Origin of the sequence: Shewanella livingstonensis (assembly GCF_003855395.1) — a bacterium.
Lineage (GTDB): Bacteria > Pseudomonadota > Gammaproteobacteria > Enterobacterales > Shewanellaceae > Shewanella > Shewanella livingstonensis.
Genome location: NZ_CP034015.1, coordinates 2857459 through 2883286, shown reverse-complemented (window position 1 = coordinate 2883286; position 25828 = coordinate 2857459). Strand labels below are relative to the sequence as shown.

General features: G+C 42.4%; 19 protein-coding genes and 1 pseudogene. 14 read left to right on the top strand and 6 right to left on the bottom strand.

The window, feature by feature from the left end:
* Window positions 1-350: 350 nt before the first annotated feature.
* The 8 genes and pseudogenes from EGC82_RS12380 to EGC82_RS12350 all read left to right on the top strand — a co-directional run.
* Complete coding sequence (locus tag EGC82_RS12380; protein WP_124731035.1) at window positions 351-1742, top strand: sensor histidine kinase; 1392 nt, start codon at window positions 351-353, stop codon at window positions 1740-1742.
* A 55-nt stretch (window positions 1743-1797) separates the two neighbouring features.
* A complete protein-coding gene (locus EGC82_RS12375) occupies window positions 1798-2334 on the top strand; it encodes a response regulator transcription factor (protein ID WP_124731034.1) in 537 nt (178 codons plus the stop codon).
* A 379-nt stretch (window positions 2335-2713) separates the two neighbouring features.
* Entirely contained in the window at window positions 2714-3826 is a 1113-nt protein-coding gene (gene aguA / locus EGC82_RS12370; protein WP_124731033.1) for an agmatine deiminase, read from the top strand.
* A 138-nt stretch (window positions 3827-3964) separates the two neighbouring features.
* Window positions 3965-5671, top strand: a complete 1707-nt coding sequence (locus EGC82_RS12365; RefSeq protein WP_124731032.1) for an amidase — start codon at window positions 3965-3967, stop codon at window positions 5669-5671.
* A 579-nt stretch (window positions 5672-6250) separates the two neighbouring features.
* Window positions 6251-7396: a major royal jelly family protein gene (locus tag EGC82_RS12360; protein ID WP_244212462.1), complete on the top strand. Its 1146-nt coding sequence runs from the start codon at window positions 6251-6253 to the stop codon at window positions 7394-7396.
* Window positions 7397-7467: 71 nt separating this feature from the next.
* Window positions 7468-8292, top strand: a complete 825-nt coding sequence (locus EGC82_RS12355; RefSeq protein ID WP_124731031.1) for an enoyl-CoA hydratase/isomerase family protein — start codon at window positions 7468-7470, stop codon at window positions 8290-8292.
* Between the two features lie 111 nt (window positions 8293-8403).
* The gene (locus EGC82_RS21570; protein ID WP_164839068.1) at window positions 8404-8631 is read left to right on the top strand and encodes a hypothetical protein; all 228 of its coding nucleotides are present in this window, start codon (window positions 8404-8406) and stop codon (window positions 8629-8631) included.
* A gap of 178 nt (window positions 8632-8809) precedes the next feature.
* Window positions 8810-9747, top strand: a pseudogene (locus tag EGC82_RS12350) (IS3 family transposase); the annotation flags it as partial.
* Window positions 9748-9796: 49 nt separating this feature from the next.
* Here the strand turns inward: EGC82_RS12350 and EGC82_RS12345 are convergent.
* From EGC82_RS12345 to EGC82_RS12325, 5 genes are all read right to left on the bottom strand, one after another.
* Window positions 9797-10885 (bottom strand): methionine synthase, encoded by a 1089-nt coding sequence (locus tag EGC82_RS12345; protein WP_124731030.1) that lies wholly within the window; start codon window positions 10883-10885, stop codon window positions 9797-9799.
* Window positions 10886-10944: 59 nt separating this feature from the next.
* Entirely contained in the window at window positions 10945-11919 is a 975-nt protein-coding gene (locus tag EGC82_RS12340) for a DUF1852 domain-containing protein (RefSeq protein ID WP_124731029.1), read from the bottom strand.
* Window positions 11920-12894: 975 nt separating this feature from the next.
* Window positions 12895-13413 carry a hypothetical protein gene (locus tag EGC82_RS12335; RefSeq protein ID WP_124731028.1) on the bottom strand — a complete coding sequence of 173 codons (519 nt, stop codon included), beginning with the start codon at window positions 13411-13413 and terminating at the stop codon, window positions 12895-12897.
* 387 nt (window positions 13414-13800) lie between these two features.
* The gene (locus tag EGC82_RS12330) at window positions 13801-14925 is read right to left on the bottom strand and encodes a DUF4238 domain-containing protein (RefSeq protein ID WP_164839131.1); all 1125 of its coding nucleotides are present in this window, start codon (window positions 14923-14925) and stop codon (window positions 13801-13803) included.
* 773 nt (window positions 14926-15698) lie between these two features.
* Window positions 15699-16262: a hypothetical protein gene (locus EGC82_RS12325; RefSeq protein ID WP_124731026.1), complete on the bottom strand. Its 564-nt coding sequence runs from the start codon at window positions 16260-16262 to the stop codon at window positions 15699-15701.
* A 1317-nt stretch (window positions 16263-17579) separates the two neighbouring features.
* Here EGC82_RS12325 and EGC82_RS12320 point away from each other — a divergent pair.
* From EGC82_RS12320 to EGC82_RS12295, 6 genes are all read left to right on the top strand, one after another.
* Window positions 17580-19334 carry a protein adenylyltransferase SelO gene (locus EGC82_RS12320; RefSeq protein WP_124731025.1) on the top strand — a complete coding sequence of 585 codons (1755 nt, stop codon included), beginning with the start codon at window positions 17580-17582 and terminating at the stop codon, window positions 19332-19334.
* Window positions 19335-19595: 261 nt separating this feature from the next.
* Window positions 19596-20246, top strand: coding sequence for a MarR family transcriptional regulator (locus EGC82_RS12315; RefSeq protein WP_124731024.1), 651 nt, complete (start codon window positions 19596-19598; stop codon window positions 20244-20246).
* Window positions 20239-21057, top strand: a complete 819-nt coding sequence (locus EGC82_RS12310) for a DUF3307 domain-containing protein (protein WP_124731023.1) — start codon at window positions 20239-20241, stop codon at window positions 21055-21057. Before EGC82_RS12315 ends, EGC82_RS12310 begins: the two co-directional genes overlap by 8 nt.
* Before the next feature lie 642 nt (window positions 21058-21699).
* Window positions 21700-22446 (top strand): (Fe-S)-binding protein, encoded by a 747-nt coding sequence (locus EGC82_RS12305; protein ID WP_124731022.1) that lies wholly within the window; start codon window positions 21700-21702, stop codon window positions 22444-22446.
* 8 nt (window positions 22447-22454) lie between these two features.
* Window positions 22455-23843 (top strand): lactate utilization protein B, encoded by a 1389-nt coding sequence (locus EGC82_RS12300; protein WP_124731021.1) that lies wholly within the window; start codon window positions 22455-22457, stop codon window positions 23841-23843.
* 1 nt (window position 23844) lies between these two features.
* Window positions 23845-24408: a LutC/YkgG family protein gene (locus EGC82_RS12295; protein WP_124731020.1), complete on the top strand. Its 564-nt coding sequence runs from the start codon at window positions 23845-23847 to the stop codon at window positions 24406-24408.
* Window positions 24409-24726: 318 nt separating this feature from the next.
* Here EGC82_RS12295 and EGC82_RS12290 read toward each other — a convergent pair whose 3' ends face one another.
* Window positions 24727-25626, bottom strand: a complete 900-nt coding sequence (locus tag EGC82_RS12290; RefSeq protein ID WP_124731019.1) for a LysR family transcriptional regulator — start codon at window positions 25624-25626, stop codon at window positions 24727-24729.
* Window positions 25627-25828 lie beyond the last annotated feature (202 nt).

Genomic DNA, 25828 nt, shown 5'->3' with positions numbered 1-25828 from the left:
AACGGTATTCAGCGCACTTACAGTAAGAAGCTTGTTGATGTAGCAATACACCATTCTATCTGGTTGATTATTCGTCAGGTTATACGTTGGTTAGGTATATCGCTAAATAATATGATTGTAGTTTACTTACCTCACTTTTTACTCTGAGTGAGGGTGAAACAGTATTATAGGATGTAGATCATAACGTTAGTGTGTCGCGATGAATAAATCGTTATTATTGGCAGTCTAATAATCACATTTGCACAGTAAGCCGTAATTAAGTGACCCAAAACTTGCCGTTGTCGCTAAGCAACGCTAGTACAAGTTGCACTTTTGCTCAACACATCACCAAAGGTAGGATTAACAATAATATGGTAAACCTGAATGTGCCTTTTAGTGCAAATCAGCATCAACTGGCCTTGTTACGCTTGGTCAATTGGGGCCTTAAAATTGGTCTTATTCTATTTGCCACAGACTTATTTGGATTAACAGCGCCGCCAGTTACCTTGTCATACGTGTTAATTTTTGAAGCTTGTTATGTTGGCTTTAGCTATCGCTTCCATCGATTAAGCCTGAACAACCATGGTGTATTGTTTTTAACCTTATTATTAGACACTTTATTTTGGGCAACCTGGTTATATTTCACTGGTGGAGCAACCAACGCCTTTGTGTCGCTGTTACTCTTACCCATTGCGATATCGGCTATCACCTTGCCACGCTGGGCACCATGGTACTTAACCATAGTATCAACGGCATTTTATAGCTTGATGATTGTTAATATCTCTGAAGAAACGCGCCTGTCTGTGATGGCTGATGATATGAGTAATGATATGGCTCATAGTATGAACGAGATGCCAATGGACCATGCTATGACCGCCATTCAAGCTATGCCAGCAAGCCACAGTATGGACATGGGATCGCATTATTTAGGTATGTGGTTTAATTTTGTGATTTCTGCGTTAGTGCTAACCGTTACTGTGGGGTTTATTGCTAAACGAATTCGGCGTAAAAATGCTGAGTTACACTATTTACGTGAGGCACAATTAAGACAAGAGAAAATCCTTGCATTAGGCACTGTATCAGCGCAAATGGCGCACCAACTCGCAACGCCATTAGCCACGTTACGTTTATTAGTCGATGAACTTTTAGATTCAACTCATGATGCAGTGCAAACCGAATTGAGCCACGAGATGCAACAAGCACTGAATCGTTGTGAAATCACTTTAAGCGATTTACGCTTGGCCACAGAGTCAATTCGTCAACAAAAAGGGCAACAACAATCGGTTGATAAACTCGTGATGATGTTGTCAGAGCAGGTGAGTTTACTGATGCCAGAAACGCAATTACACATCATCCTAGCACCACATGTTGAGTCAGCCACATTGAATACCGACATGAGTTTACTGCCTGCATTAATGGCCCTTATTCAAAATGGCGCACAGGCCAGCGAAGATAACCAACAGTCTGCAAAAGTTGATATCCATATTAGTCTGTCGCAGTGGTCACCTCAATCACAAGAGTTAAGTATCATTATTCGTGACTATGGTATCGGTATAGCAACTCATTTATTACAAACATTAGGTAATAACATGGTCAAAAGCCCCAAAGGCATGGGAATAGCGGTATTATTAAGCCATACCAGCTTTGAGCGTTTAGGCGGTAAATTATACCTTAAACCACATCCACAGGGCGGTACCGAAGCTATTGTAACTTTGCCACTCAGTGCTAGGTCGACTACCAAGATTGATAACCAAGATGAATGAACCTAAACGTAATAAAAGCCTTTGTTGTAGCATATTGGGTTAAATTGAGACGTAGATGAATAAATTACTGATAATTGAAGATGACGTTTCCTTAGCGACTATTTTAGCTCGCCGTCTTACTCGTCATGGATTTGAGTGCAAAGCTTGTCATAACGCCAGCGACAGTTTACTCATGGCTAGGCAGTTTGCCCCAAGTCATATTGTGCTAGACATGAAGCTGGCAGAGAGTAATGGCTTGTCGTTAATTAAGCCATTGAGGCTGCTTTTACCCCAAGTGCAAATGGTATTGTTAACCGGCTTTGCCAGTATCGCCACCGCAGTAGAAGCCATTAGATTAGGCGCAGACAACTATTTGGCAAAACCTGTCGATACTCAAACGCTGTTAAAGGCATTGATGGTCACAGCTAAAGCCTCAGGCCACGACGATATCGTAGAGCAACCGCTAAACCCAAAACGCTTAGAATGGGAACATATTCAACAAGTGCTCGCCAACAATAGTGGTAACGTATCAGAAACCGCCCGCCAACTTGGCATGCACCGCAGAACGTTACAGCGTAAGTTACTCAAAAAGCCGACTGCAGATAATCGATAGCGCTATTTTTCGGTGTTTGGGCAAAAGGAGACCCATTGCCAGCCGATATGTACATCATTTATGGTCTATGCCGTGCTTGCACTTGCACTTATCTATTGAGCAATAAATTTGCAACTTCCTTACCTTAAAGATTCTCCTCGATGAGCTGCATACAACTATTTAGCCCAAGCAGTCTTAAATGATATGATATGCAGTAATATTTCAACCAAGCTAAAGCTCACTTAGTGAAGACGTGGCAATTTTGACCTAACTATCCGCGTGATACATGCGGTAATTCGATTTATTCATTTAATTGATAGTAGGTTTATTTCTTTTCTGTCGTCCTCTGTTTAGGGCGCTCAATCTTTATAGTTTTTCAGCATTACTGGAGACAAGACTCATGACAAACGTGACTGTGGATGCCACACCATTATCTACAAAGCCATCACAAGATGGTTTTCACATGCCAGCAGAATGGGCGGCGCAGCAAGCTGTGTGGATGCTTTGGCCACATCGTCCAGACAACTGGCGCTCTGCTGGGGCTTATGCTCAAGCAACATTTGCAAACGTTGCCGATGCCATTGGTGCTGTCACGCCGGTATATATGGGCGTTCCTAAAGCATTTTTAACACAGGCAAAAACGGTTATGCCTGCTCACGTTACTTTGGTTGAAATCGATAGTGACGATTGCTGGGCTCGTGATACAGGCCCAACAGTCGTCGTTAATGCCAAGGGCGAATGCCGCGGTATTGATTGGGGCTTTAATGCCTGGGGTGGCCATAACGGTGGTTTATACTCTCCGTGGGATAAAGACGAGCAAGTTGCACAGCAGATGAATGCACAACATGGTTTTGAGGCTTATCGCGCGCCGCTTATTCTTGAAGGTGGCTCGATTCATGTCGACGGTGAAGGCACCTGCATGACCAGTGCCGAGTGTTTATTGAACAGCAATCGCAACCCCGATTTGACTCGTGAACAGATAGAAGCTTATTTGTCTGAGTATTTAAATGTGCAGCAGTTTATCTGGTTGGAAGATGGCGTGTACATGGATGAGACCGATGGACACATTGATAATATGTGCTGTTTTGCTCGCCCAGGCGAAGTTATTTTGCATTGGACTGATGATGAAGCCGATCCGCAATATCTTCGCTCAAAAGCGGCTTTAGATGTGTTACAAAATGCGGTAGATGCACAAGGTCGTAAGTTAAAAATTCATTTAATGCCACAACCGGGTCCGTTGTACTGCACCGAAGAAGAAGCCCAAGGCGTAGAAGAGGGCACGGGTGTACCACGCACGGCGGGTGAGCGCTTAGCGGGTTCTTACGTGAACTTTTTGATTACCAATCAGCGCATTGTGTTCCCACTGCTTGACCCTGCAACAGATGATATCGCTGCGCAAAAGTTGCAGGACATTTTCCCAGAGTATGAGATTGTCGGTGTACCTGCGCGTGAAATCTTATTAGGCGGCGGTAATATTCATTGTATTACCCAGCAGATCCCCTCTGGACAATAAATAAAAGCCTAAAACAAGACAAAACAAAAACAAAAACCAAAAGAAAGACAGTGAATATTTAGTCACTGTCTTTCACGATATTTATCTTTAAGAGCAATTAACCTGCCACACAATTGCCTTTCAAGAAGAGGTTTTAACATGTTCGAAGTCACTGAGATTTCTATTTCCGAGTTGCGTGCAGCGCTCGAATCAGGCCGTACTACAGCGGTTGAACTGGTTAAGTCATATTTAGCGCGAGTTGATGCTTATGACGGCCCAGCGACACAAACCAAGCTAAATGCATTGGTAGTGCGCAATCAAGATGCGCTAAAAGAAGCCGAGGCGTCAGATGCGCGAAGGGCTCGTGGCGAAACACTGAGCCCACTTGACGGCATTCCTTATACTGTAAAAGACAGCTATTTGGTTAAGGGGTTAACGGCCGCGTCGGGCAGCCCTGCGTTTAAAGATTTAGTAGCTCAATATGATGCATTTGCCGTTGAGCAGCTGCGTAAAGGTGGTGCAATATGTATCGGCAAAACCAATATGCCGCCTATGGCTAATGGTGGTATGCAGCGCGGTCATTATGGCCGTGCCGAAAGTCCATACAACGCAAACTATCTTACCGCGCCTTTCGCTTCGGGTTCGTCCAATGGTGCCGGTACTGGCACTGCGGCAAGTTATTCTGCTTTTGGCTTAGCCGAAGAGACATGGTCGAGCGGCCGTGGCCCTGCATCAAATAACGGTTTGTGTGCTTATACTCCGTCTCGCGGGGTGATTTCTGTGCGCGGTAACTGGCCATTAACACCGACGATGGATGTGGTAGTGCCTTACACTCGTACCATGGCAGACATGCTAGAAGTGCTTGACGTGATTGTTGCCGACGACCCAATAACTCGCGGTGACTTATGGCGCTTGCAACCTTGGGTTGAAATTCCCAAAGCATCAAGCGTACGCCCACATTCTTATTTGGATCTTGCCGCTCAAGCTGGCACGCTTAAAGGTAAGCGTTTCGGATTGCCACGCATGTTTATCAATAAAGATGAGTTGGCTGGCACCAGCGAAATCCCCGGTTTTGGTGGCCCAACTGGTCAGCGCATCAATACGCGTGCATCGGTAATCGACCTATGTGAAGCGGCTCGTAAAGCATTGGTAGCCGCTGGCGCTGAAGTCATTGAAGTTGATTTTCCGTTGGTGTCAAATTGCGAAGGTGATCGCCCTGGTGCGCCGACCGTTTACAACCGCGGCATAGTGACTCCAGAGTTTTTGGAAGATGAGCTGTGGGAGCTTTCTGGCTGGGCTTTAGATGAATTCTTGCGCGCCAATAATGACCCTAAGCTAAACAAGCTTGCTGATGTAAATGGTCATTTGATTTTCCCGCATGATTTAGGCACCTTGCCAAATCGTGAAGGTGATTTAGCCGCAGGCATGGATGAATACGTCAACATGGCCAAAAGAGGGCTTAAGTCGTACAACCAAATCGACAGCGTTCCCGATGGTTTGCGCGGCTTAGAAAAAACCCGCAAGTTGGATCTAGAAGACTGGATGGACGAGCTCAAACTCGATGCCGTGTTGTTCCCAACCGTGGCTGATGTTGGCCCAGCTGATGCGCACGTCAATCCTGCTTCGGCCGATATCGCCTGGAGTAACGGTATTTGGGTTGCTAACGGCAATCTGGCTATTCGTCATTTAGGTGTTCCGACTGTGACTGTACCAATGGGCGTGATGGCTGATATTGGCATGCCTGTAGGTTTAACTTTTGCTGGCCGTGCTTATGATGACAACAACTTGTTAAGTTTTGCCAGTGCATTTGAATCGACAGGCAACAAGCGCGAGATCCCTCCACGCGCGCCAGCGCTGGGTGAATAAGTACTAAGCTGCAGCATTAAGCATCAGTTTAAACATGGAACTTATGCATAAACTTAAGCACTAAACTTAAGTATCAAAAGCAAACAACGGGATTGGTTTCTACACCTCAATCCCGTTATTCATTTCTATATAAAAAATTTTCAACGAAAATACATCCTTAATGCGAGCCAGATTTAAAGCTGTTGCAAATCAACTGTTAAGGTAGTCATTCTCTCAGTGTCTATGGAATTGACCACAGGCTCACCTTGTTGCATAACTACTTACAAAACTGGCGGTAGATAATTGATAGTGAGTTTGTATTTATGGCCGATGACGAATAGGTTGCAGCTTGGCCCTTTCTTATTAATAAAGAGTGAAAATGCTAACTCTTTTGATAGAAATCTGATGGGTATTGATTTATTTATAAACAACATTAATGAGAAATAAATATTGGTAGATAAGCATATTCATTTAAGTGCTATTCAAACATTCCATTTATTATGCACAAGTAATTCCATAATAAATGGAATATATTGCCATATCATCAGCTTTAATCATCATTCATAATTCAATGGTAAACAACTTAAAAAAATGAGATGCATGATGTTCATATACAAAATCAATAAATTAATCGCTATTTTGACCTTAGGTGTTGCGTTAGTCAGTAACCAAAGCATGGCAGAGGAGCAAGTCAAAAATGAGGTGTATGCTACTTTTGATCAAGCCGTAGCTAGTATCGCTTATACTCCCGATAATCGACTGTTTTTAACCTATCATCCATTTTATAACCCTAAAGTAAAAGTTGCTGAACGTTTAGAGAATGGTGAGATAGTGCCATATCCAAATGCAGAAATGCAAAACCCTTATAAAGCGGATGGCAGTCTAAAAAATCCTAGTGAATATTTCAATTGGGTATTAAGTTCACGAACTGATGGCAAGGGGATTCTTTGGATTTTAGATTCTGGTCAGGCTCAACCAAGAACGACACCAAAGCTTGTCGCGTGGGATATTAAAAAGAATAAACTTAAAAAAATTATCTATTTGCCAGATGGTGTCACGTTACCAGAATCACAACATAATGATTTTGCCATATCAAATAAACATCATTTGATTGTTATTTCTGACGAAGGCATAGCAACAGGTCCTGTCGGTGACAAAGCTGCACTTATTGTTATCAATACAGAGACCGGTCAAAGTCGCCGGATACTGCAAGGCACAAACAGTGTATTACCTAATATGACGATGCCGATGATTATGGATAAAGGAACCCCTTACGAAAAGTCAGTGGATTTATTTATTGGTGTAGATGGTATCGTCCTGGATAAACAACAAAAGTGGTTATATTTTACACCGGTTAATAATACCGAAGTTTTTAGAATTAATATTGCCGAATTAACCGACTTTTCTCAAAGCAATGAAGCCATTGCGGCTAAAGTTGAAAAATATGCTGACAAACCGATGAACGGTGGATTAACTATTGATTCTAAAGATAACCTTTATTTATGTGAAATAGGTACACGTACTATTGGTGTTATTCCAGCAGATACCCGTAAATATCAGGTTTTTACTACCAATGATGCCATGGTATGGCCGGATGCGCTTAACATGGGCCCAGAGGGTTATTTGTATACCTCTGCCGCTCAAGTTTCATTGTCTGCAGTATTTAATGGAGGCAAAGAAATCAATAAAGCACCTTACATTATTTATCGTTTCAAACCATTAGCCAGTCCATTAATGGGTCGTTAACCTGATGCTCGTTATAAATAGCTTCAAGGAAATAAAGTGAATAGATTAAAGGTAATAAAGTTAGCTTCGTAATGTTAATGATGTTGTTTGGTGGTTTTGCTTATTCAAAGGAAAGCACATTTATAGCGCCACATTATGATTTAAAAAACATAGAGGTGAGCATCGAACAATCGGTGCTTATTCTGCGTATTAATACGCCACCACGAAATGCCGTTTCAATACAGACACTAAGTGAAATAAACACTGGATTAGATATAGCTGAACAGCAACAGAGTATTGGATCTATTATTATCACCGGCACCGATCAAGTATTCTCAGCTGGGGCGGGTGGTGAGAGCTTGCAAAAAGGACTAAAAAATCAACTAAGCCATGCGTATATCGCTCGTAAATTATTTCAACGTATTGAAGCATTTCCTAAACCTATCATTGCAATTATTAAAGGCGTTAGCGCTGGAGGTGGAAATGAGTTAGCAATGGCCTGTGATATTCGAATTGCAGGTGAAAGTGCCACGTTTCGTCAACATGAATTACAGGCAGGGCTCATTCCCGGTTTTGGAGGCATGCAAAGGCTGCAAAGAATTGTAGGTTCAGGTCGAGCCATGGAAATAATGCTAACTGGGAGAATAGTGAGTGCTGATGAAGCTTTATCAATAGGATTAGTCAGTGCTATTTTTCCCGATACTAATGTTGTTGCTCAAGGGGTCGCACTAGCTCAACACTTAAACGATAACTTAGACAAACATGCACTTGCCGTATTTAAAAAACGTATGTCAGAATCTTATGATGAAACTTACCGTACTGCGCTACATCATGATCAGCAAGCCTTTGACGAGATAGCAGCGTCAGATGAAGCACATGCGGCAATAATTAAGTTTATTGAGAAGCAGAAAAAATAACATGTATCTTAACGACTTTATCTCTCAATATCGTTAAATGGCTTGAAATTACCAAGTTCAACATGCGATTTATGCCTTGAAAACCGCGCAGCGCATAAACGTTAGCAAAACATGGCCAGACCTAGACAGACAATCGTTAGCCTAGAAGATACGCCTTACTATCATTGTTGTTCTCGAGTGGTTTGTTATGGTCAAGCTTTCCTGTGTGGGATTGATAACTCTACAGGTGAGAATTTCGAGCATCGTCGTGAGTGGGTTGATTCACGTATTCTTGAATTGGCCACCATATTTGCCATTGATATCTGTGCTTATGCACTCTTTATAATGAGCAGGGAGTAATCATTTGCATGTAGTCGTTAAAGTGAATGCTGATAAAGCAAAAAAGTGGTCAGATAAAGACGTGTTAGTTCAATTACACAAAGGCTTTAAAGGAATATTACTGACACAGAATTTTGTTAAAGGTGAAGACCTTAATGCATTTGAACGTCAAACCGTTAATGATTGCATAGCCCCGTACTGGTATCGAGCAGGAAAAGTACAAGCTGATTTAAGACCTACGGCGGTAAGACAGGAGCCAGCCAACAAGCTTAGTGATGACGAGGAAAAGCTGATACTGGCAACCTCGAATGAGGCAAGGTTTACGAGTCTACCTCCCTCGCAAATCGTGCCGACGCTGCTTGATGAAGGGGTTTATATCGCTTCAGAGTCGAGTTTTTACCGAGTGTTAAAAGCCAATGCTCAATTAAATCGACGTGGACGAAGCCAAAGCATAAAAAAAGAAGTAAACCAGATGCTTATGTTGCAGATGGGCCGAACAAAGTGTGGTCTTGGGATATCACTTATTTAGCTTCGGTCATCAAAGGACGCATTTATTATCTGTATATGTTTGAGGATATTTATAGCCGTAAGGTTGTGGGTTATGAAGTCCATGAACGTGAATGTGGTGAGCTAGCGGCCGAGTTAATGCAACCCAATATGCTGCGTGAGCAATGCTTTAAGAAGCCACTGGTATTGCACTCAGATAATGGTGCTCCGATGAAGTCGTTAACAATGAAAGCCAAGCTTGAAGAGTTAGGCGTTACCGCGTCATTAAGCCGCCCGAGTGTCAGTAACGATAATCCTTACTCCGAGTCGCTGTTTAGAACATTAAAGTATCGGCCAGTATGGCCTCGCTCTGGCTTTAAAAGCATCACCGAAGCACGAGAATGGGTCGAAGTATTGGTGACTTGGTACAATACTAAGCATAAACACAGCAAGCTCAACTTTGTGTCACCGAGTGAGTGTCATGCGATGCAAGACAGGACTATTTTATCTAAGCGTAAGATAGTGCTAGAGGAAGCGAGGTCAAGAAATCCTAAACGCTGGCCAAACGGTATAAGGAATTGTGACGCTATAGGTGAAGTCACACTGAACCCAAATAAGCAGTCTGAAACAGAAACAAGAAATGCAGCTTAAAATTTAAGTAAAGAGTGCCAGCTACCTTGAAAAACACCGCCCCTAAAACCTAACTATTTTTAGCCAAAAGCTCTTGTCTGACGATCGCAGCGCCAGCATTTAAGGCATTGAGTTTGGCTCTGGCAACTTGATGCGTTAAAGGTGCCATGCCGCAATTGGTGCAAGGATAGAGCTTGTCGGCGTCGACAAACTGAAGCGCTTTTCGTAAGGTGTCTGCGACTTCTTCTGGTGTTTCTATGGTATTGCTGGCGACATCAATTGCGCCGACCATAACTTTTTTACCGCGGATCAGTTCTAGCAGCTCCATTGGCACATGAGAGTTATGACATTCGAGTGAAATAATATCGATATTCGATTGCTGTAGTTTCGGAAATGCCTCTTCATATTGGCGCCACTCTGACCCCAAGGTTTTTTTCCAGTCGGTATTGGCTTTAATGCCATAACCATAACAAATATGTACCGCTGTTTGGCATTTAAGGCCTTCTATGGCTCTTTCTAAACACGCAATGCCCCAAGCATTGACCTCATCAAAAAATACGTTAAATGCAGGTTCATCAAATTGGATAATATCAACACCTGCGGCTTCTAATTCTTTGGCTTCTTGATTGAGTATGATGGCAAATTCCCAGGCGAGTTTTTCACGACTTTTATAATGATCATCATAAAGCGTATCTATCATGGTCATCGGGCCAGGCAGCGCCCATTTTATTGGTTGCGTGGTTTGCTGACGTAAAAATTTGGCGTCTTCAACAAACACCGATTTTTGTCGGCTTACTGGGCCAACAACTGTGGGAACGCTGGCATCATAACGGTCACGAATTTTAACTGTTTTACGTTTTTGAAAATCAACACCGTTGAGGTGCTCAATAAAGGTGGTGACAAAGTGTTGGCGGGTTTGCTCGCCATCACTAACAATATCGATGCCTGCTTGCAGTTGATCCTGTAACGACAAACGCAGTGCGTCTTGTTTGCCAGCAACTAATTCTTCACCTTGTAATTTCCAAGGTGACCATAGTGTTTCAGGTTCGGCCAGCCATAAAGGTTTAGGTAAACTGCCAGCTGTTGAAGTCGGTAATAGTGTTTTGCTATTGGTTTTGTGAAGTATTTTTTTATGTGTTTCGTTATGTGATTTTTTCATATTGATACCGTAAATTTGGACTAATGTAACGATTGAGCTAAGCGAGTAAACCGTGCGAATTACGCATAATTAGCTGACCATTGTTCAAGTACCGCTTGATACGGTTTGATAAAGTGCTCCGCAGCAAACTTGCCTTGCTCATTAGCCAATTGGCTGCGTTCTGAGCGATCATAAATAATTTGAGTGAGTGAATGATCCAGGTTGTTCAAATTGGGTTGATAGCATTTACCCGCTACAGCATTGGCATTATAAATCTCCGGTCGATAGATTTTTTGAAAGGTGCCCATGGTGCTGATAGTGCTTATCAGCTCAAGATGAGTGTAATCATTGAGTAAGTCACCAAAGAAGTAAAAAGCCAACGGCGCCACGCTATTTGGCGGCATAAAGTAACGAACCTGTAAGCCCATTTTTTTGAAATATTGTTCAGTTAAAGACGACTCATTGGGTTGGTATTCAACCCCCAAAACTGGGTGCTGATTTTCAGTGCGATGGTAGGTTTTGTTATCGGAAACACTAAGGCAAATAACCGGTGGCTTAGCAAAGTTTTGTCGGTAGACATCTGAGTTCACAAAAAATTTGAACAATTTTCCATGCAGTTCACCAAAATTATCTGGAATGCTAAATGTGGACTGGCCTTTATTATGATCCGGCAGCAATACGCTAAAGTCATAATCGCGTACATAAGAAGAAAAGTTATTGCCGACTATACCTTCAATGCGCTTGTTGGTTTTACTATCAACAATATTGGTTTTTAAGATTTCAATTGAAGGGAAGGTTTGACCACTGCCTTCGATATCCATATTAACGGAAATGATTTCAAGTTCGACAGTATAACGATCACCTTTTGGGTTATCCCAATGTGCTAAGGCATTAAAACTATTATCAATCATCTTTAACGCGTTGCGTAAGTTCGCTTGGCGATAGCTTCCTCTAGCTAAATTCGCAAAGTTGGTGGTGATACGCGTCTTGTCTGAGGGATGATAATTTTCATCAAGACAAATGCTGTTAATTGTAAATGTAAAATTATTATTCATGATGATCCGGTTTCCATTTGTCTGATTTTAAACCTGAGTTAATGCGTTACTCATCGCGCTGATGGTTAAGTCAGTAGAGCTCAGCACTTTTTCAAACTGACGGCTTAAGTTATCAAATCGACATAAGCCTGCTTGCTAAGCGTTGAGTTATTTATACGTGGTTTGGCACATCAATAAAAACGGGTTTATTTCACCTGCAACATGAGCGCAATTCATCATCAGTAAACAGTGTGATTAGCATAAGCGGTCGCCTGAAGTTAACATTGGTTGTTAACTACTTTCTCGTCGTCCCGGCAATGGTTTTGAGCCGGGATCCGGGTGTTTCATTAACCGTCGTCCCGGCAATGCTTTTGAGCCGGGATCCAGATGTTTCATTAATCGTCGTCCCGGCAATGCTTTTAAGCCGGGATCCAGGTGTTTACGTTGTACTTTTGTCGTTTATGGACCGCGGCCGCTAACGTCGCTTCGCCCACACCATAACAAGAGTGGCCAATGAAAGTTGGTCACTAATTTAGATGCTATCTAGCTCATTTTTGGACGGAAAGTGTTAAAAAATTTAATGCAGACTAAACGATAGTGCTAGGTAACGATACTCAATGTAATCACTTCTATGACACGCGGTAAACCCATCCCTGGGCGCTCTGCGAAAACATCCCTGTTTTCGAAGGTCATAGCTGCGATGACATCCGCCGTATAGTTATCTTCGATTTAACCTTGTTTGTAATTGAACGATCGAATGCATTTCTGGACATAAATTAGCTTGTAGGACAAGTATTGAACTGTTTTATCCTACTAAATTCATAACCAGAAAGTGAGTTAGGTCATTTCTTTAAAGAGAGTAAATGAACCGCCCTCGGCAACATGCTCCTGCGTTGCTCTACCTCCTGAATCCATTCAGTCGTGTGCGGAGCCGCATGCAGGGTGGTGTGAGGGCTGGAGGCTAGATACCTCCGGCTACCCGATTATAGGTATTTATTACAGAACCTTTTTATACTTATGTACATTAGTATTGCAGGTTTCGTATAAATAAACCGAGCCGAACACTTGTTGATTTGCTAAATCGTTTATTAAAGTTTTGGGTAAGTTATTAACAACTTCATCTAAGTCAAAAAAAGGGCCATACAACCCAACTAAAAGTATTCCTTTTCCATTTGAGTTGGCTATAGAAGTCATTGTTTGCTTGTTAAGTTTTTCAGAAATAACTGACACAACCTTGTTAGTTATTTCATCAGGATCGGAAATTAAACCACCTTGTGAAGGCCTATGTGGAACGTCATCTGCGCCATAAGAAGTAATGCTAATAGCAACATCTTGGCTGTAAAATGCATCGGTAATCTCTATCCAAGTGTCAGTGCCATCAATTTCTACAAAAGCATCTGGTGGATCTGGTTGAGTTTTCACGGTTAGTGATTGCCCTTTGCCTTTGAGATATTCACCGAATGAAGCTAAGACACTATTTTCGTGTGCCTCTTTAATTTTTCTACGCGAAACCATGAGAACACCTATAACGCTCCGCTTAAGCGGACTAAAATGGTTGGCTATAATGTGTAGCGAAGCGGAACCGAGCCAACCGTTTTAGTTCCGTTTTAAAGCGCTTTGTGTACGCCCTGCATGGGCATGAACTAATGCGGTGAAAGTTCCATGTAGGAAAGCCACCGTTACTCTTTTGTGATAAAGAATGCGAGTTTATGAACAAGGACATCATATGAGGCGTAGGCTAGAGATGAGTTTGCAGGCTACAGAAAAGTTACCAGATAACCATCACATCAAACAGCGCTTTTTGTCGAGCTGTTAATTACATAATAAAGAGTCGCTCCAGCTGTTCGGGCTTGTTCAACACTTGGGATAAGGACGCGGCTTCGCGCGGCCTATCCTTGTTAGTTATATTTCTATTTCGGGGTGCAACTCTTTTAACCGTTCATTGGTTACACCAAAAACAGAGAATGGATTAATCCCCATTGAAAACTCAACCCCATAAAATGGCTTAAGCTCATACTCCCTGTATTCTGGATATTCAATTCCATCGGAATATGACATTAATTGAATTATCTTTTCAATTTCAATTGATTCCGCATAATCATTTTCTGCTGAAGATAACATAAATGGAATTTGTGGGAAGGCGCCAAGAAGTTCAACATTCATTTTGCTGATTACTCGATTGTTGTCGCTTTTTGCAACAATTAGAGAAGTAGAAGCTGACTTAATAAGGTCAAAATTAATTTTATATGCATCACCTTTCTCTAGCTTCAATACTTCTTGCTTTGGAAAAGGCAGTTCTTCTCCTATTAGCGTGAACCGCATTTCAATAAAAGAACAAGCAACAAAACACTTTTTAGGACTCAAAGGATAAAATATTGTAGTGCTTGGGTTTTGAAGAAACCCTGTCATATAAACAGGATTATCCGTCCGAACAAAGAAATCATCTTCAGCAGCTTCAAGAATAATCCAATCTCGACAAGCAACATATTTATTATCTTCGCACCATTGGCAACCGATGATAGTTTCTTTATAGGATTCGTCACCGCCATGTGCTTTTTCAAGTTCGTCACGATACTTGAAAAAACTTGGAGTTCTCATAGATTGGGTAACAATAAACTGCCCCCATTTCATTCTTTCATCAGCATCTAAAGTGTCATTATTTAAAAGCTTTTCGTAGAGTGGTGCCGAGTCATTTTCTAATTCAGAATCAAGCCGATCCTCTAACTCCTGAGAATATAAATGAAATTCATAACCCCAAGCAGTCTTACCTTTATCTTTTTGAGAATCGACAACACACTTGCGATATGGACAATAGTAATAATATTTATAGTGCCAACCACTAACCTCACTCGTCCAATATTGATTGGCGAAAACAGGGCTAAAATGATTTTTTTTCGTTTTATTCTTCATAACCCCTCCAGAAATATAACGCCCGTATTTGCGGCGGTTTTGTAGCAAGGCACGAGCGGGAAAACCGTCCAAGCCATGCAGTGGCTGATGCAACATACGCTTGTGTACGCCCAGCATGGGCATGAACTAATGAGGTGCAAGTCCTCTGTAGGAAGGTCACCGTTACTCTTATCAATTAGAGAATAACATACTGTTATTAAACGTTAACTACTAGCGAATGGCAAGGGCTTAATCGCAAGGTTTGGTCCGGAGGAAGCCGCTAGCCTTCTTATGATAAAGAATGCTGGCCGATGAACAAGAACATCATATGAGGCATAGGCTAGGGATTAGTTGGCAGGGGCTGCCTCGCAAAGCATGGGTACAAGACGACGAAACCAAAAAACCATGCCACTACATTTTTAAGCAGCTGTTGCTTGTGGGAGGGCCAGGGCAAGAATATGAATGTTTTTCGTACAGGTTAGGTGCGTTTTTAAAACTTAATTTGTTCAGTACGCCATCATTTCATGAATGATTGAAAGTGATTCAGTATTTAAATTACTCATTATGAGCAAAAAATGCACACTCATGCGGTTGCCCTGGTGGGAGGGCCTACCTCACGAAGTGTTTTGGGTATCACAAGTAAAGGCCCTTGGCGTAGCTCGACTCTTGTTTTCAGTGATGACTGGGGAAACAGAAAAATATTGAGTAATGCCAAGCTCGAATAAGTTAAGAAAGCAGGATTATATTCACTAAGATATGGATGGATTGCAGTTCATTATCCTAACCAGAACGTTTAGGTTAGGTGTTCTAAATGAACCGCCCTCGGCAATATGCTCCTGCGTTGCTCTACCTCCTGAATCCATTCAGTCGTGTGCGGAGCCGCATGTAGGTTGGTCTGGAGGCTAGATCGATTATGAATGCGTACGCTGTTTTGCAACAGGCTCAGGTATAATACCCATAGGATCACTACAATTTAATAAAATAATTATATCTTCAGGAAGTTGATGATATTGAAAATTTTCATCAAATTTTAAGGAATTAAAATCATGCACTGCATCATAAATAATTTCCTCTGCCTCACTTTGAAAGTCTGCTTCAATAATAACATCATCAGAAGGGCTTAAGTCTTGTTGAGGTATACCAGTATGTTTGAGGGCATTATAGATACCGCGATCAAAAATCCGTGTACTTTTAGATATATCCTCTCTTTCCCTGCGACTTAAATTTTTAGTTTTTTGGTTAATAACTAACTTATTACCTTCCCAAAAAATATCAGATGCACGCATCTTCATTATTACATCAGTTGATTTTTCCGTAGCCGTTTTAGTTTGTTGCTCTTTCAATAATGGTTCTGTTATTCCAACAGAAGAACCAGCTAATAAAATAGCTTGTATGTAATCCATATCATTTTGTGCATTTACGTATGACTTAACAGCTCGTAGTATTAAGTTTGCAGCTATTTCTCTTTTATCCATAAGTTAAAATCACACTCCAAATCTCAGGCATTCATAACAGCTTATTGAACTGCCAAATAAATTTAAAGTCGGCCGTTCAAGTTATTGATTAATAACATCCTACATTTGCTAACTTATTGTTGTAAAGCAGTTTTATTTAGCTCCTCTGGCAAATAAAAGCGGGCTTGCGCATTAAAAGTGGGTCCAAGACTCTACAATAAATAAAAATTCATTTATTTCATTGTATTACAAAATAAACAAATTATTTATCGTACTACTTTAGTTTGCTTATTAGCCGATTTAACTTAAAAAAACTAAAAACTAAAAACTATTACCGGGACGACGGTTAAATTAGCCTGTGTCAGTTAACAACTTACTACCATAATCTGGTCTGGTGCCAGTGGCCGCAGATTATAGGTACAAAACGACCAAACAACAAAAGCTAACATCGTCGTCCCGGCTAAAAAGCATTGCCGGGACGACGAGAAAGTAGCTAACAAGCTTCTATCCAAAAATGAGTTAGATGCCTCAGCTTGAAATGCCTAAATTGAACTCTGAACTTGAGGCCGTTGAAGACTTTTTACAAGTGAATACGTGAGCGGGCATAAATACAAAAGTACAAAACAAACACCTGGATCCCGGCTCAAAAACATTGCCGGGACGACGAGCGGGTTGCAACAGGCCTTTGGGCCCGAGCAGAATTTAGTTGAATAAAGGGAAAGTAATTAATAAACAATAGTTTATAGGTGTTTTTTTTGTTTTTGGAAATGAATTTTCATTTCTTTAAAAATGCCTAAATTCAACTCCGAACTTGAGGACGTTGAAGAAAATGACGTGAAGCTCACATGGATGTGAGCTTAGCTTTCGCGGTACAGGATGTACCATCGGAAGCGTTAGCATTTTCGAATAAGGCCGAAGCAGTCTGCAAATGCAGCTCAAAGTTAAATTTAACCCCCATGGCGACCTTTTCGCCGTTTGAAAATGTTGCGGGGCGGCTGGGTGATCCAAGAGGGAACAGCCGTTGGTTTCCTTTTGGTCTGGTGTGGGTGAAGCGCCACGACGTTAGTGGCCGCAGGCCATAAGTTAGAATAGATATCATATGACATGATCTCAATTTTGCTGATGCAGCAAGCTAAGCTTTCCATTAGTATAACGAGTCGTTACCATGGGTGTTGGTTCCATCCATTTCTCTCAGGCTCTTTCTAATATCACAGCGCAGGCCTTCGACATATATGCTGACAAGATCCGCTTCCAGAAATCGAACAAATGGAATCATCGTCGACACGATGAACCATCAAGTTGTGAACAACCCTTCGACTCAAACAACAAGGTATCCCTATGACTAATCAATTGTCCCAGCAAACTCACCTTACTGTCGAGACAGTCGACGATCTCGCTAAATTGGTCAACTACTCATTGATGGACACGCTCAACAGCGATCCTGACGCGACAGCTAATGGCGACGACTATGCGCCGCGACAAGTATTCTCGGGGCACTATGTTCCTGTTAAACCGACGCCGATTGAAAATCCAGAATATGTAGCACACAGCAGCAGCTTGTTCGCTGAATTGGGTTTTGCCGACAGCATGGCGCAGTCTGCCGATTTTATGAGCATATTCTCCGGTGACCTGTCGAACGTTCCTGAACCAATAAGTAAGGTTGGGTGGGCGTGTGGATATGCACTGTCCATCTTCGGTACCGAATACATTCAACAATGTCCGTTCAGAACGGGTAATGGCTACGGCGATGGTCGAGCGGTTTCCGTGCTTGAGGCTGTGATTAACGATAAACGCTTGGAAATGCAGCTTAAAGGTGGTGGCCGCACGCCATATTGCCGCGGTGCGGATGGTCGCGCAGTGCTGCGATCCAGTGTGCGTGAGTTTCTCGCGCAAGAACACATGCACGCGCTTGGCGTACCAACGTCTCGATCGCTCTGTTTATATGTGTCTAAAACCGAGACTGTCCAGCGGCCTTGGTATTCTGAGGGTTCTAACGCTCAAGATCCTGACCAAATGATTAGTGAGGCGGTTGCTATCTCGACACGTGTGGCACCCTCGTTTATTCGGGTTGGCCAACTTGAGCTTTTTGGTCGCCGCGCCCGCACGCAGGAACACCCGCAAGCGATGGCAGAGCTTGAACAACTGATGTCGCATTTAATTGATCGTGAATACGCTGATGTTATCGACCAAAAACTCACTAATGAACAAAAAGTGCTTGTGCTGGCGCGTGAATTCCGTAGCCGTTTAACTTCATTGATAGCGAACTGGATCCGTGTTGGTTACTGTCAGGGTAACTTTAATAGCGACAACTGTGCCGCTGGTGGCTTTACGCTCGATTACGGTCCGTTCGGATTTTGTGATGTGTTCAATCCACAATATCAACCTTGGACCGGTGGCGGACAACATTTTGCATTTTTGAATCAAGGCGTGGCAGCAGAACGTAATTTCTTGATGTTTTGCACCGCATTAAGCCCATTATTGATGTCTACACCAGATTATCTAGAACAGCTCCAGCAGTTGGTCGATGGTTTTGCCACTGAGATGCAAACAAAGATGGAGCAGATGTGGGCGGCCAAGCTTGGGCTTAACACTTTTGATGCGGCGTTATTTAATGAGCTTGAAAAGCTGATGCTGCAAATCCCTGTGGATTACACAATATTCTTCCGAGAGCTTTCGTCGTTGCCTGATGATATTGGTTCACTGACTAACAGTTTCTATCTAGATTTATCGCAAGGGCCAAAAGGGTTGGAGCAACGCTGGTCTGCTTGGTTAGTACAGTGGCAAACACTATTAGGCACCGAGGGCAATAGCACTATGCTTATTGCAGACGCAGACGCACAGCCACGTAACCGTGATGATATTATGGCGCAGATGCAACGCGTTAACCCTAAATATACTTTACGCGAGTGGTTGCTGGTGCCTGCTTATCAGCAAGCCAGTGTTGGCAATTATGCACTCGTTCGAGAATTGCAGAAGGTGATGATCCAGCCTTACGCAGAGCAGTCTGAAGAAGTTACGGACAAATACTATCGACTTAAAGCATCTGAGTTCTTTGGGGTAGGTGGATGTTCGCATTTAAGCTGCTCGTCGTAGTGCTGAGATAATCTATCAGCTTTGATTGGTGTCATGCTTTATGCCACCTGCGTCAGGATTGTTATCTCAACGTATCTGTCGATTAGGCTGGTAAATTATCATTAGCCTAAAGTGGCTAAATGTTTATTTTTAGCCATAAACGACTAAATTAGCCTGTGTGCTATCAATGCTCTTAGTCGTTATTAGCCAAAAATGGCTAAGCTTGCATTATTAGCCATTTTTGGCTAAATTGGTCTAAATCTGCAAACAAAGGAGCGTTATGTGGAGCCTACCAATAAACCTATAGCCGTGATTGTTGGCGATGTTGTTGACTCAACAAAGCTAACTTCTGCGCAGTTTGAGCAACTACTTAAACGGATCAAATCTATCCAGACATGGATTAGCGAGGGGCATAGCGAAAATGCGCACAGTATTGAGCGCGGTGATGAGTTTCAGTCTGTCGTGCATGATATTGAAAATGCGTTGAGATACACCGTTATATACCGGATTGGTATTAAGGCGCTTGGTAAAGCATTTGATAGCCGGATTAGTTTTGCAATTGCGGCAAATGCCGATTTACGTGAGTCGGTGTCGGAGTCGATGGGGCAAGCATTTGTGCTGTCTGGCCGCGGACTCAGTGGCCTTAAGAATGACCGATTATTGTTTAGCTCCGATAGCATCGCTCTCACTGAGTACTTTGACTTACTGATTAAGTATCTTGATAAGCAACTTAACGACTTAACTGCGCGCCAATGTGAAGTGATGTTGCCAATGCTTCGAACCAATGAGGATTTGTCGATTAGTGAGTTAGCTGACATGCTCCATGTGGCTACAGCCACTGTCAGTAAGTCACTTAAAGCGTCTGGTTGGCCGTTGATCCATGAGTTAAATTGTCGGTTTATAAATAAAGTCGTGGGGCTCAAGTATGTTTGATTTTTTCAGCGTGCTCATTCCATTTTTATTAATTCACACCATCTGTGACTTTTATCTTCAGACCGATCGGTGGGTAGAAGCTAAAAAAGCTCGCACTTACCGTTCACCGGAGTTGTACCTTCACGCGACTTTACAGGGCGTTGCATTATTAGTGCCTGCGATGGCACTAGGAATTGATTGGCGTTCAACGGTTTGCTTAATCGTTATTGTCGCGGTAAGTCATTTTATTATCGATTTATGGAAGGTCACTACACCAAAGGGAGATAAGTTAGCTTACTTTGTGATTGATCAGGCTTTGCATGTTTCGGTACTGGCTGCGATTGCTTTTCATGTTGCCGATGGCGCATCGATTGATGCAGTGTTACAGCATGAACGTTTCTCAGATGGCGTGTTGGTGGTGTTTGCTTATGTACTCATTCTAAAGCCAACTTCAATTGTGATTGGCGCTGTGTTGAATAAGTATCCCATCGTTAACTCAGCAATAGATACTGACACAGACGCCGTTACCGACACCGATGGTGTTGCCGTTCCTGTTAGTGATAAGACAGCAAATGTGAGCGGCCTTGTTGCGGGTGGCGAGTTGATTGGTTACCTAGAGCGATTATTAATACTGACGTTTATGTTGGTGGGCAGCTATGCCGCAGTGGGTTTTGTATTAGCCGCTAAGTCGATATTCAGATTTGGTGAGTTAAATCAATCAGCCAACCGAAGCATGACTGAGTATGTACTGATTGGCTCACTGATCTCTGTGGTCATCACAACCTTAATTGGGGCACTAGTCTCATTGGGTGTAGGTATAAAATTTAAGTGAAAAACCATAAAAAAAGGCCTCTATATCAATAGAGGCCTTATAATCTTATACAGATTAAAAGCGATACCTATAATCAGCGTTTATCCCCATTCCCATAGCAGATAGACGCTGAGTATAGTCACCAAGCATTGAGTAGACATTTAATTGCGACTCAAAGCCATCAACCAAACAACGCCAAAGTGTGTACCAAAAATCGATAACGTCAGTTAGATATAAGTTATTAAAAACGGGGGATGTTTCCGACGTTATCCATCACATGAGTGTGCTTAACCTCAACCATTCTGACAATATAAAAACATCAAACTGCGACACAATGTCGCAGGCTACTGAATTGAATTAATGAACAATGTTAACTACTGGTTACCATTCATCGATGTATACCATGGTGTTGCACTTATTTATTGTTGATTCATCAGCGAGCATCGTTTTTTGTCGTTATTGATGTGAGCTTTTGGTGCTGATAAATGCGTTTTTAGATCAAAAGTGAAAAAGTCTGCCGCGATATTTGCTTAATTAGCACTACATTTTATAAGGGTATAGGCATACATTGATAACTCGATAATGAGTCGTTAGCCATTGCTGAGTTGATTTTAAACTCACTCAGATGATGTGTAATAACGCGCCTGGGGATAATACCAACTTATGAAAATAGCACTATTTATACCGTGTCTTGTGAATCAAATGATGCCAGAAGTGGCCATTGCAACGCTGACATTATTAGAAAAGTTAGGCCATGAAGTCATATTTCCTGCTGGGCAAACCTGTTGTGGTCAGCCGATGACAAACTCGGGTTGCTTTGATGAAGCAAAAAACACCACCCTTAAATTACTCAACGCTTTTAAAGGTGTCGATTGTGATGCCATTGTGTGTCCTGCTGCCAGTTGTTTGGTGGCGGCTAAAGAAAACTTCCATGAGTTTGATGGCAGCCAAGAAGCCCAAGAAGTTATTAGTAAGCTTTATGAGTTAACGGAGTTTTTACACGATATTGCTCCAATTAAAACATTTTCCCGCCCTGTAGCGGCCAAAATAAGCATGCAAATGAGTTGTCATGGTATTCGTATGCTTAATTTAGCGACGCCGACAGAGCAAATGGGTAAACAACGCTTTAATAAAGTGGAAGCGGTATTGGGTAACATTGCCGGGCTCGAGATTGTCTATCCTGCTCGTATTGATGAATGTTGTGGTTTTGGCGGCACGTTTGCGGTTGATGAAGGCGCGGTGTCGGCCAAAATGGGTAAAGATAAAGCTCAAGCTCATGCGGCAACTGGGGCTAAGTATGTCGTGGGGTTTGATCCTTCATGCTTGCTGCATTTAGATGGCATGATCCGTCGTCAAAAATTACCGATTGCAACCCGTCACATTGCCCAAATCATTAATGACGCACTTTAGGAGCCACTATGTCCGAACTATATACCGCATCGGGTTCTAAGGTGCATGCCCATAAAGCTGATATTTTTTGTCGCGATGAAACCAGAGTTGATTGGCATTCTAAAGCCCTGTGGGCATTACGTGAAAAACGTGATCGCGCAGCAGGCAGTTTGCCTGAATGGGAACAATTAAGGCTGCTTGGCTCGCAACTCAAACTGCATACTCTGAGCCATTTAGCCCAGTACCTTGAGCAATTTGAACAACAATGCTTGAGTAATGGCATTAAGGTGCATTGGGCAAATGATGCTCAGCAACACAATGAAATTGTTCATGGGATTTTAGCGAAACATAAGGTTAAAAAACTGGTTAAATCAAAATCGATGTTAACCGAAGAATGCCACATGAATCCGTATTTAGAACGTCACGGTATTGAAGTGGTTGATACCGATTTAGGTGAACGAATTATTCAGCTCGCTAACATGCCACCTTCGCATATTGTGGTGCCCGCTATACACATGAAAAAAGAGGAAGTGGGCGAGTTATTTCATCAACAGTTAGGCACTAAAGCGGGTGAGTCTGATCCGCTGTATTTAACCCGTGCTGCTCGCGCGCATTTAAGAGAGAAATTCCTTACTGCAGATGCTGCCATGACCGGTGTCAATATGGCGATAGCAGACCAAGGTGCGATTGTTGTGTGTACCAACGAAGGTAATGCAGACATGGGCGCTAACTTGCCTAAGTTGCAATTGCACTCAATGGGTATCGATAAAGTGGTGCCAAATATGGATTCTGTTGGGGTGTTGTTGCGTACATTAGCCCGTAATGCCACTGGGCAACCTATTACCACTTATTCATCGTTTTACCGTGGCCCACAAGAGGGCGGCGAGATGCATGTGATCATTGTTGATAATGGTCGCACTGAGATGATGAAAGACAAAATTTTAGCTGAGTCGTTAAAGTGTATTCGTTGCGGCGGCTGTTTAAATACCTGTCCTGTGTATCGCCGTTCAGGCGGTTATAGCTACAACTACACCATTCCTGGTCCTATTGGTATTGCGGTAGGTGCTAAGCATGACGATACCAACTCAATTCCTTGGGCCTGTACGTTATGTGGCAGTTGTACTTATGTGTGCCCAACTATGGTGCCGTTAGATAAAATTATTGCCCATCATCGTCGTTTGAAAGCAGACGCTAAGAGGTTGCCTTATGGCAAAGGTGGCTATATGCCGTTAGTGGGCCGTTTTATGGCTAGTGAAACCTTAATGAATACGTCTATGTCTGCAGCAAGATTAGCACTGCGAGTATTACCGGGGAGTTTACTCAAGCCGTTTAGTGGTGCATGGGGTAAATATCGCGAGTTGCCTGTCGCACCAGAGTCTAGCTTTGCCAGCTGGTATAATAAGAATCGGAGCCGTTAATATGTCGAATAAACACACTATTTTATCTGCACTAAAGCAATCGGCTTTGGATCAACATGCTATGCCTACCATAGATGTAGTGGCTAATAATGATGATCTTGTCGGCCAATTTAATGCAAGTTTAAACACAGTAGCGGGCACGCTGCATAGTGAAGGCGGTTTAGCAGCGTTACAACAGGCAGTTGATGAATTAATTCAACAAAATATGCAGGTGATCTCGTTATTGGACGGTATTAAAGGTAATCGCCAAGTGCCTGAGACCGCTCACGATCTGGCTGATATTGATTATGCCGTGATCCCTGGCGATCTTGGTGTGGCCGAAAACGGCGCGATTTGGGTTAATCAACCCAGTCATCGAGTGACGCCTTTTATTTGTGAAAACCTGATATTGGCGTTGGCCAAAGACAATATTGTCGCCAACATGCACCAAGCGGTTAAACAAGTGTCACTGCAACCTGGCGAATTAGGATTATTTATTGCGGGTCCGTCTAAAACCGCTGATATTGAGCAAGCATTAGTGGTGGGGGCTCATGGTGCCTGTAGTTTAAATGTGTACTTATACTAGGCATTAGTGGCCAGTTATTAATCGCCATCTGTTAGTCGCCATCTATTAGTTGTCAGTGATGTCATTGACTGAGTGTTTCAGTTAATGGCATCACGTTAACCTATAGCGATATTAATCGAACCGCTTAAGGTAGAGTAATCTGCTATTAATCAAAATGTTCATTTTCAAATTCAAACTAAAATTCCACTTCCACTTCCAATTCAAATTCAAATTCAAATTCAACTTCGAATGTAGATTTAACTTTCACTTCAAATTTCAAACTTTAAGCATCTAAGTATCTAAGTATCTAAGTATCTAAGTCTCAAAAATCGAATCGAGTTAGAACAAGTCGAAGATAGTGGCAGCACGTTGCTGAATAAACTCGATAAACAATTTCACTTTTAAGGGTTGTTGGCGACGTTGATGATACAAAATACTGATCCGGCGATGCTCACCAGCCCAATCAGGTAACACAGATACTAGCTCTTCATTCAATAGTTGCGGTTTAACAAATAATTCTGGTCCGTATAAAATCCCGCCATCACCGACAGTTGCCCGAATTGCGCCGTGTAAATCTCCTAGGGTTAATTTAGCGGGGCCATCGTAATAAAACTGTTCACCACTGTGATGTTTTAAGGTCCAGTTAAACAGCGGCCACACTTTAATTAACTGATAATCAACTAGCTGCTTTGGGTGGCGAAGTTCAATGAGTTGCTTGGCATACTCAGGTGATGCATACAGGCCGTAATTTAATACTCCCAACGATGTTGATACCCAAGATGAATCTGGTTGCGCGCCACCGACAATGGCGACGTCGACTCCTTCATCAATCAAATCAATGGTGCTGTTATTTTGGGTGATGTGCAGTTGAATGTGTGGATGTTGTTTGGAAAAGTCATTGATGGCGTCAATTAATATCATCGAGGTTATCGAAACGGGTGTCGATATCCGTAAGGTGCTTTGCGGCTCATTAATAGTTTGACCACAAATACGATCAAATTGCGCCACCACATTATAGTAACGGTCAAATAACGCACCACCTTCTTCAGTTAATCGAAGTTTACGGGTGCTGCGCATTATCAACTGAGTATTGAGGCTTTGTTCTAATTTGCTAATTTTGCGGCTAACCGTGGCAATGGGCAACTTTAACTCTTGTGCTGCAGGTGAAAACCCACCGGCATTAACGACATGGACAAACAAATGGATCAATTCAAGTTGGCAGGCTAAATGTTGGCTCATCAAGAGACCCTTATTGTATTTGTTGTTCTATTTATTGTTGGATTAATCGATGTCTCAATCACTTTATAAAGAGGAGTGTAACCCAACATAGTGTGTACAGATAGCTGAGTGAACATCGAACCACAATGGCGTGATGAATTATACCGTGGCGGCTAATATTAGCATGGGCTGACTTAAGGTTTATTGAGTGGTGTCATAAATT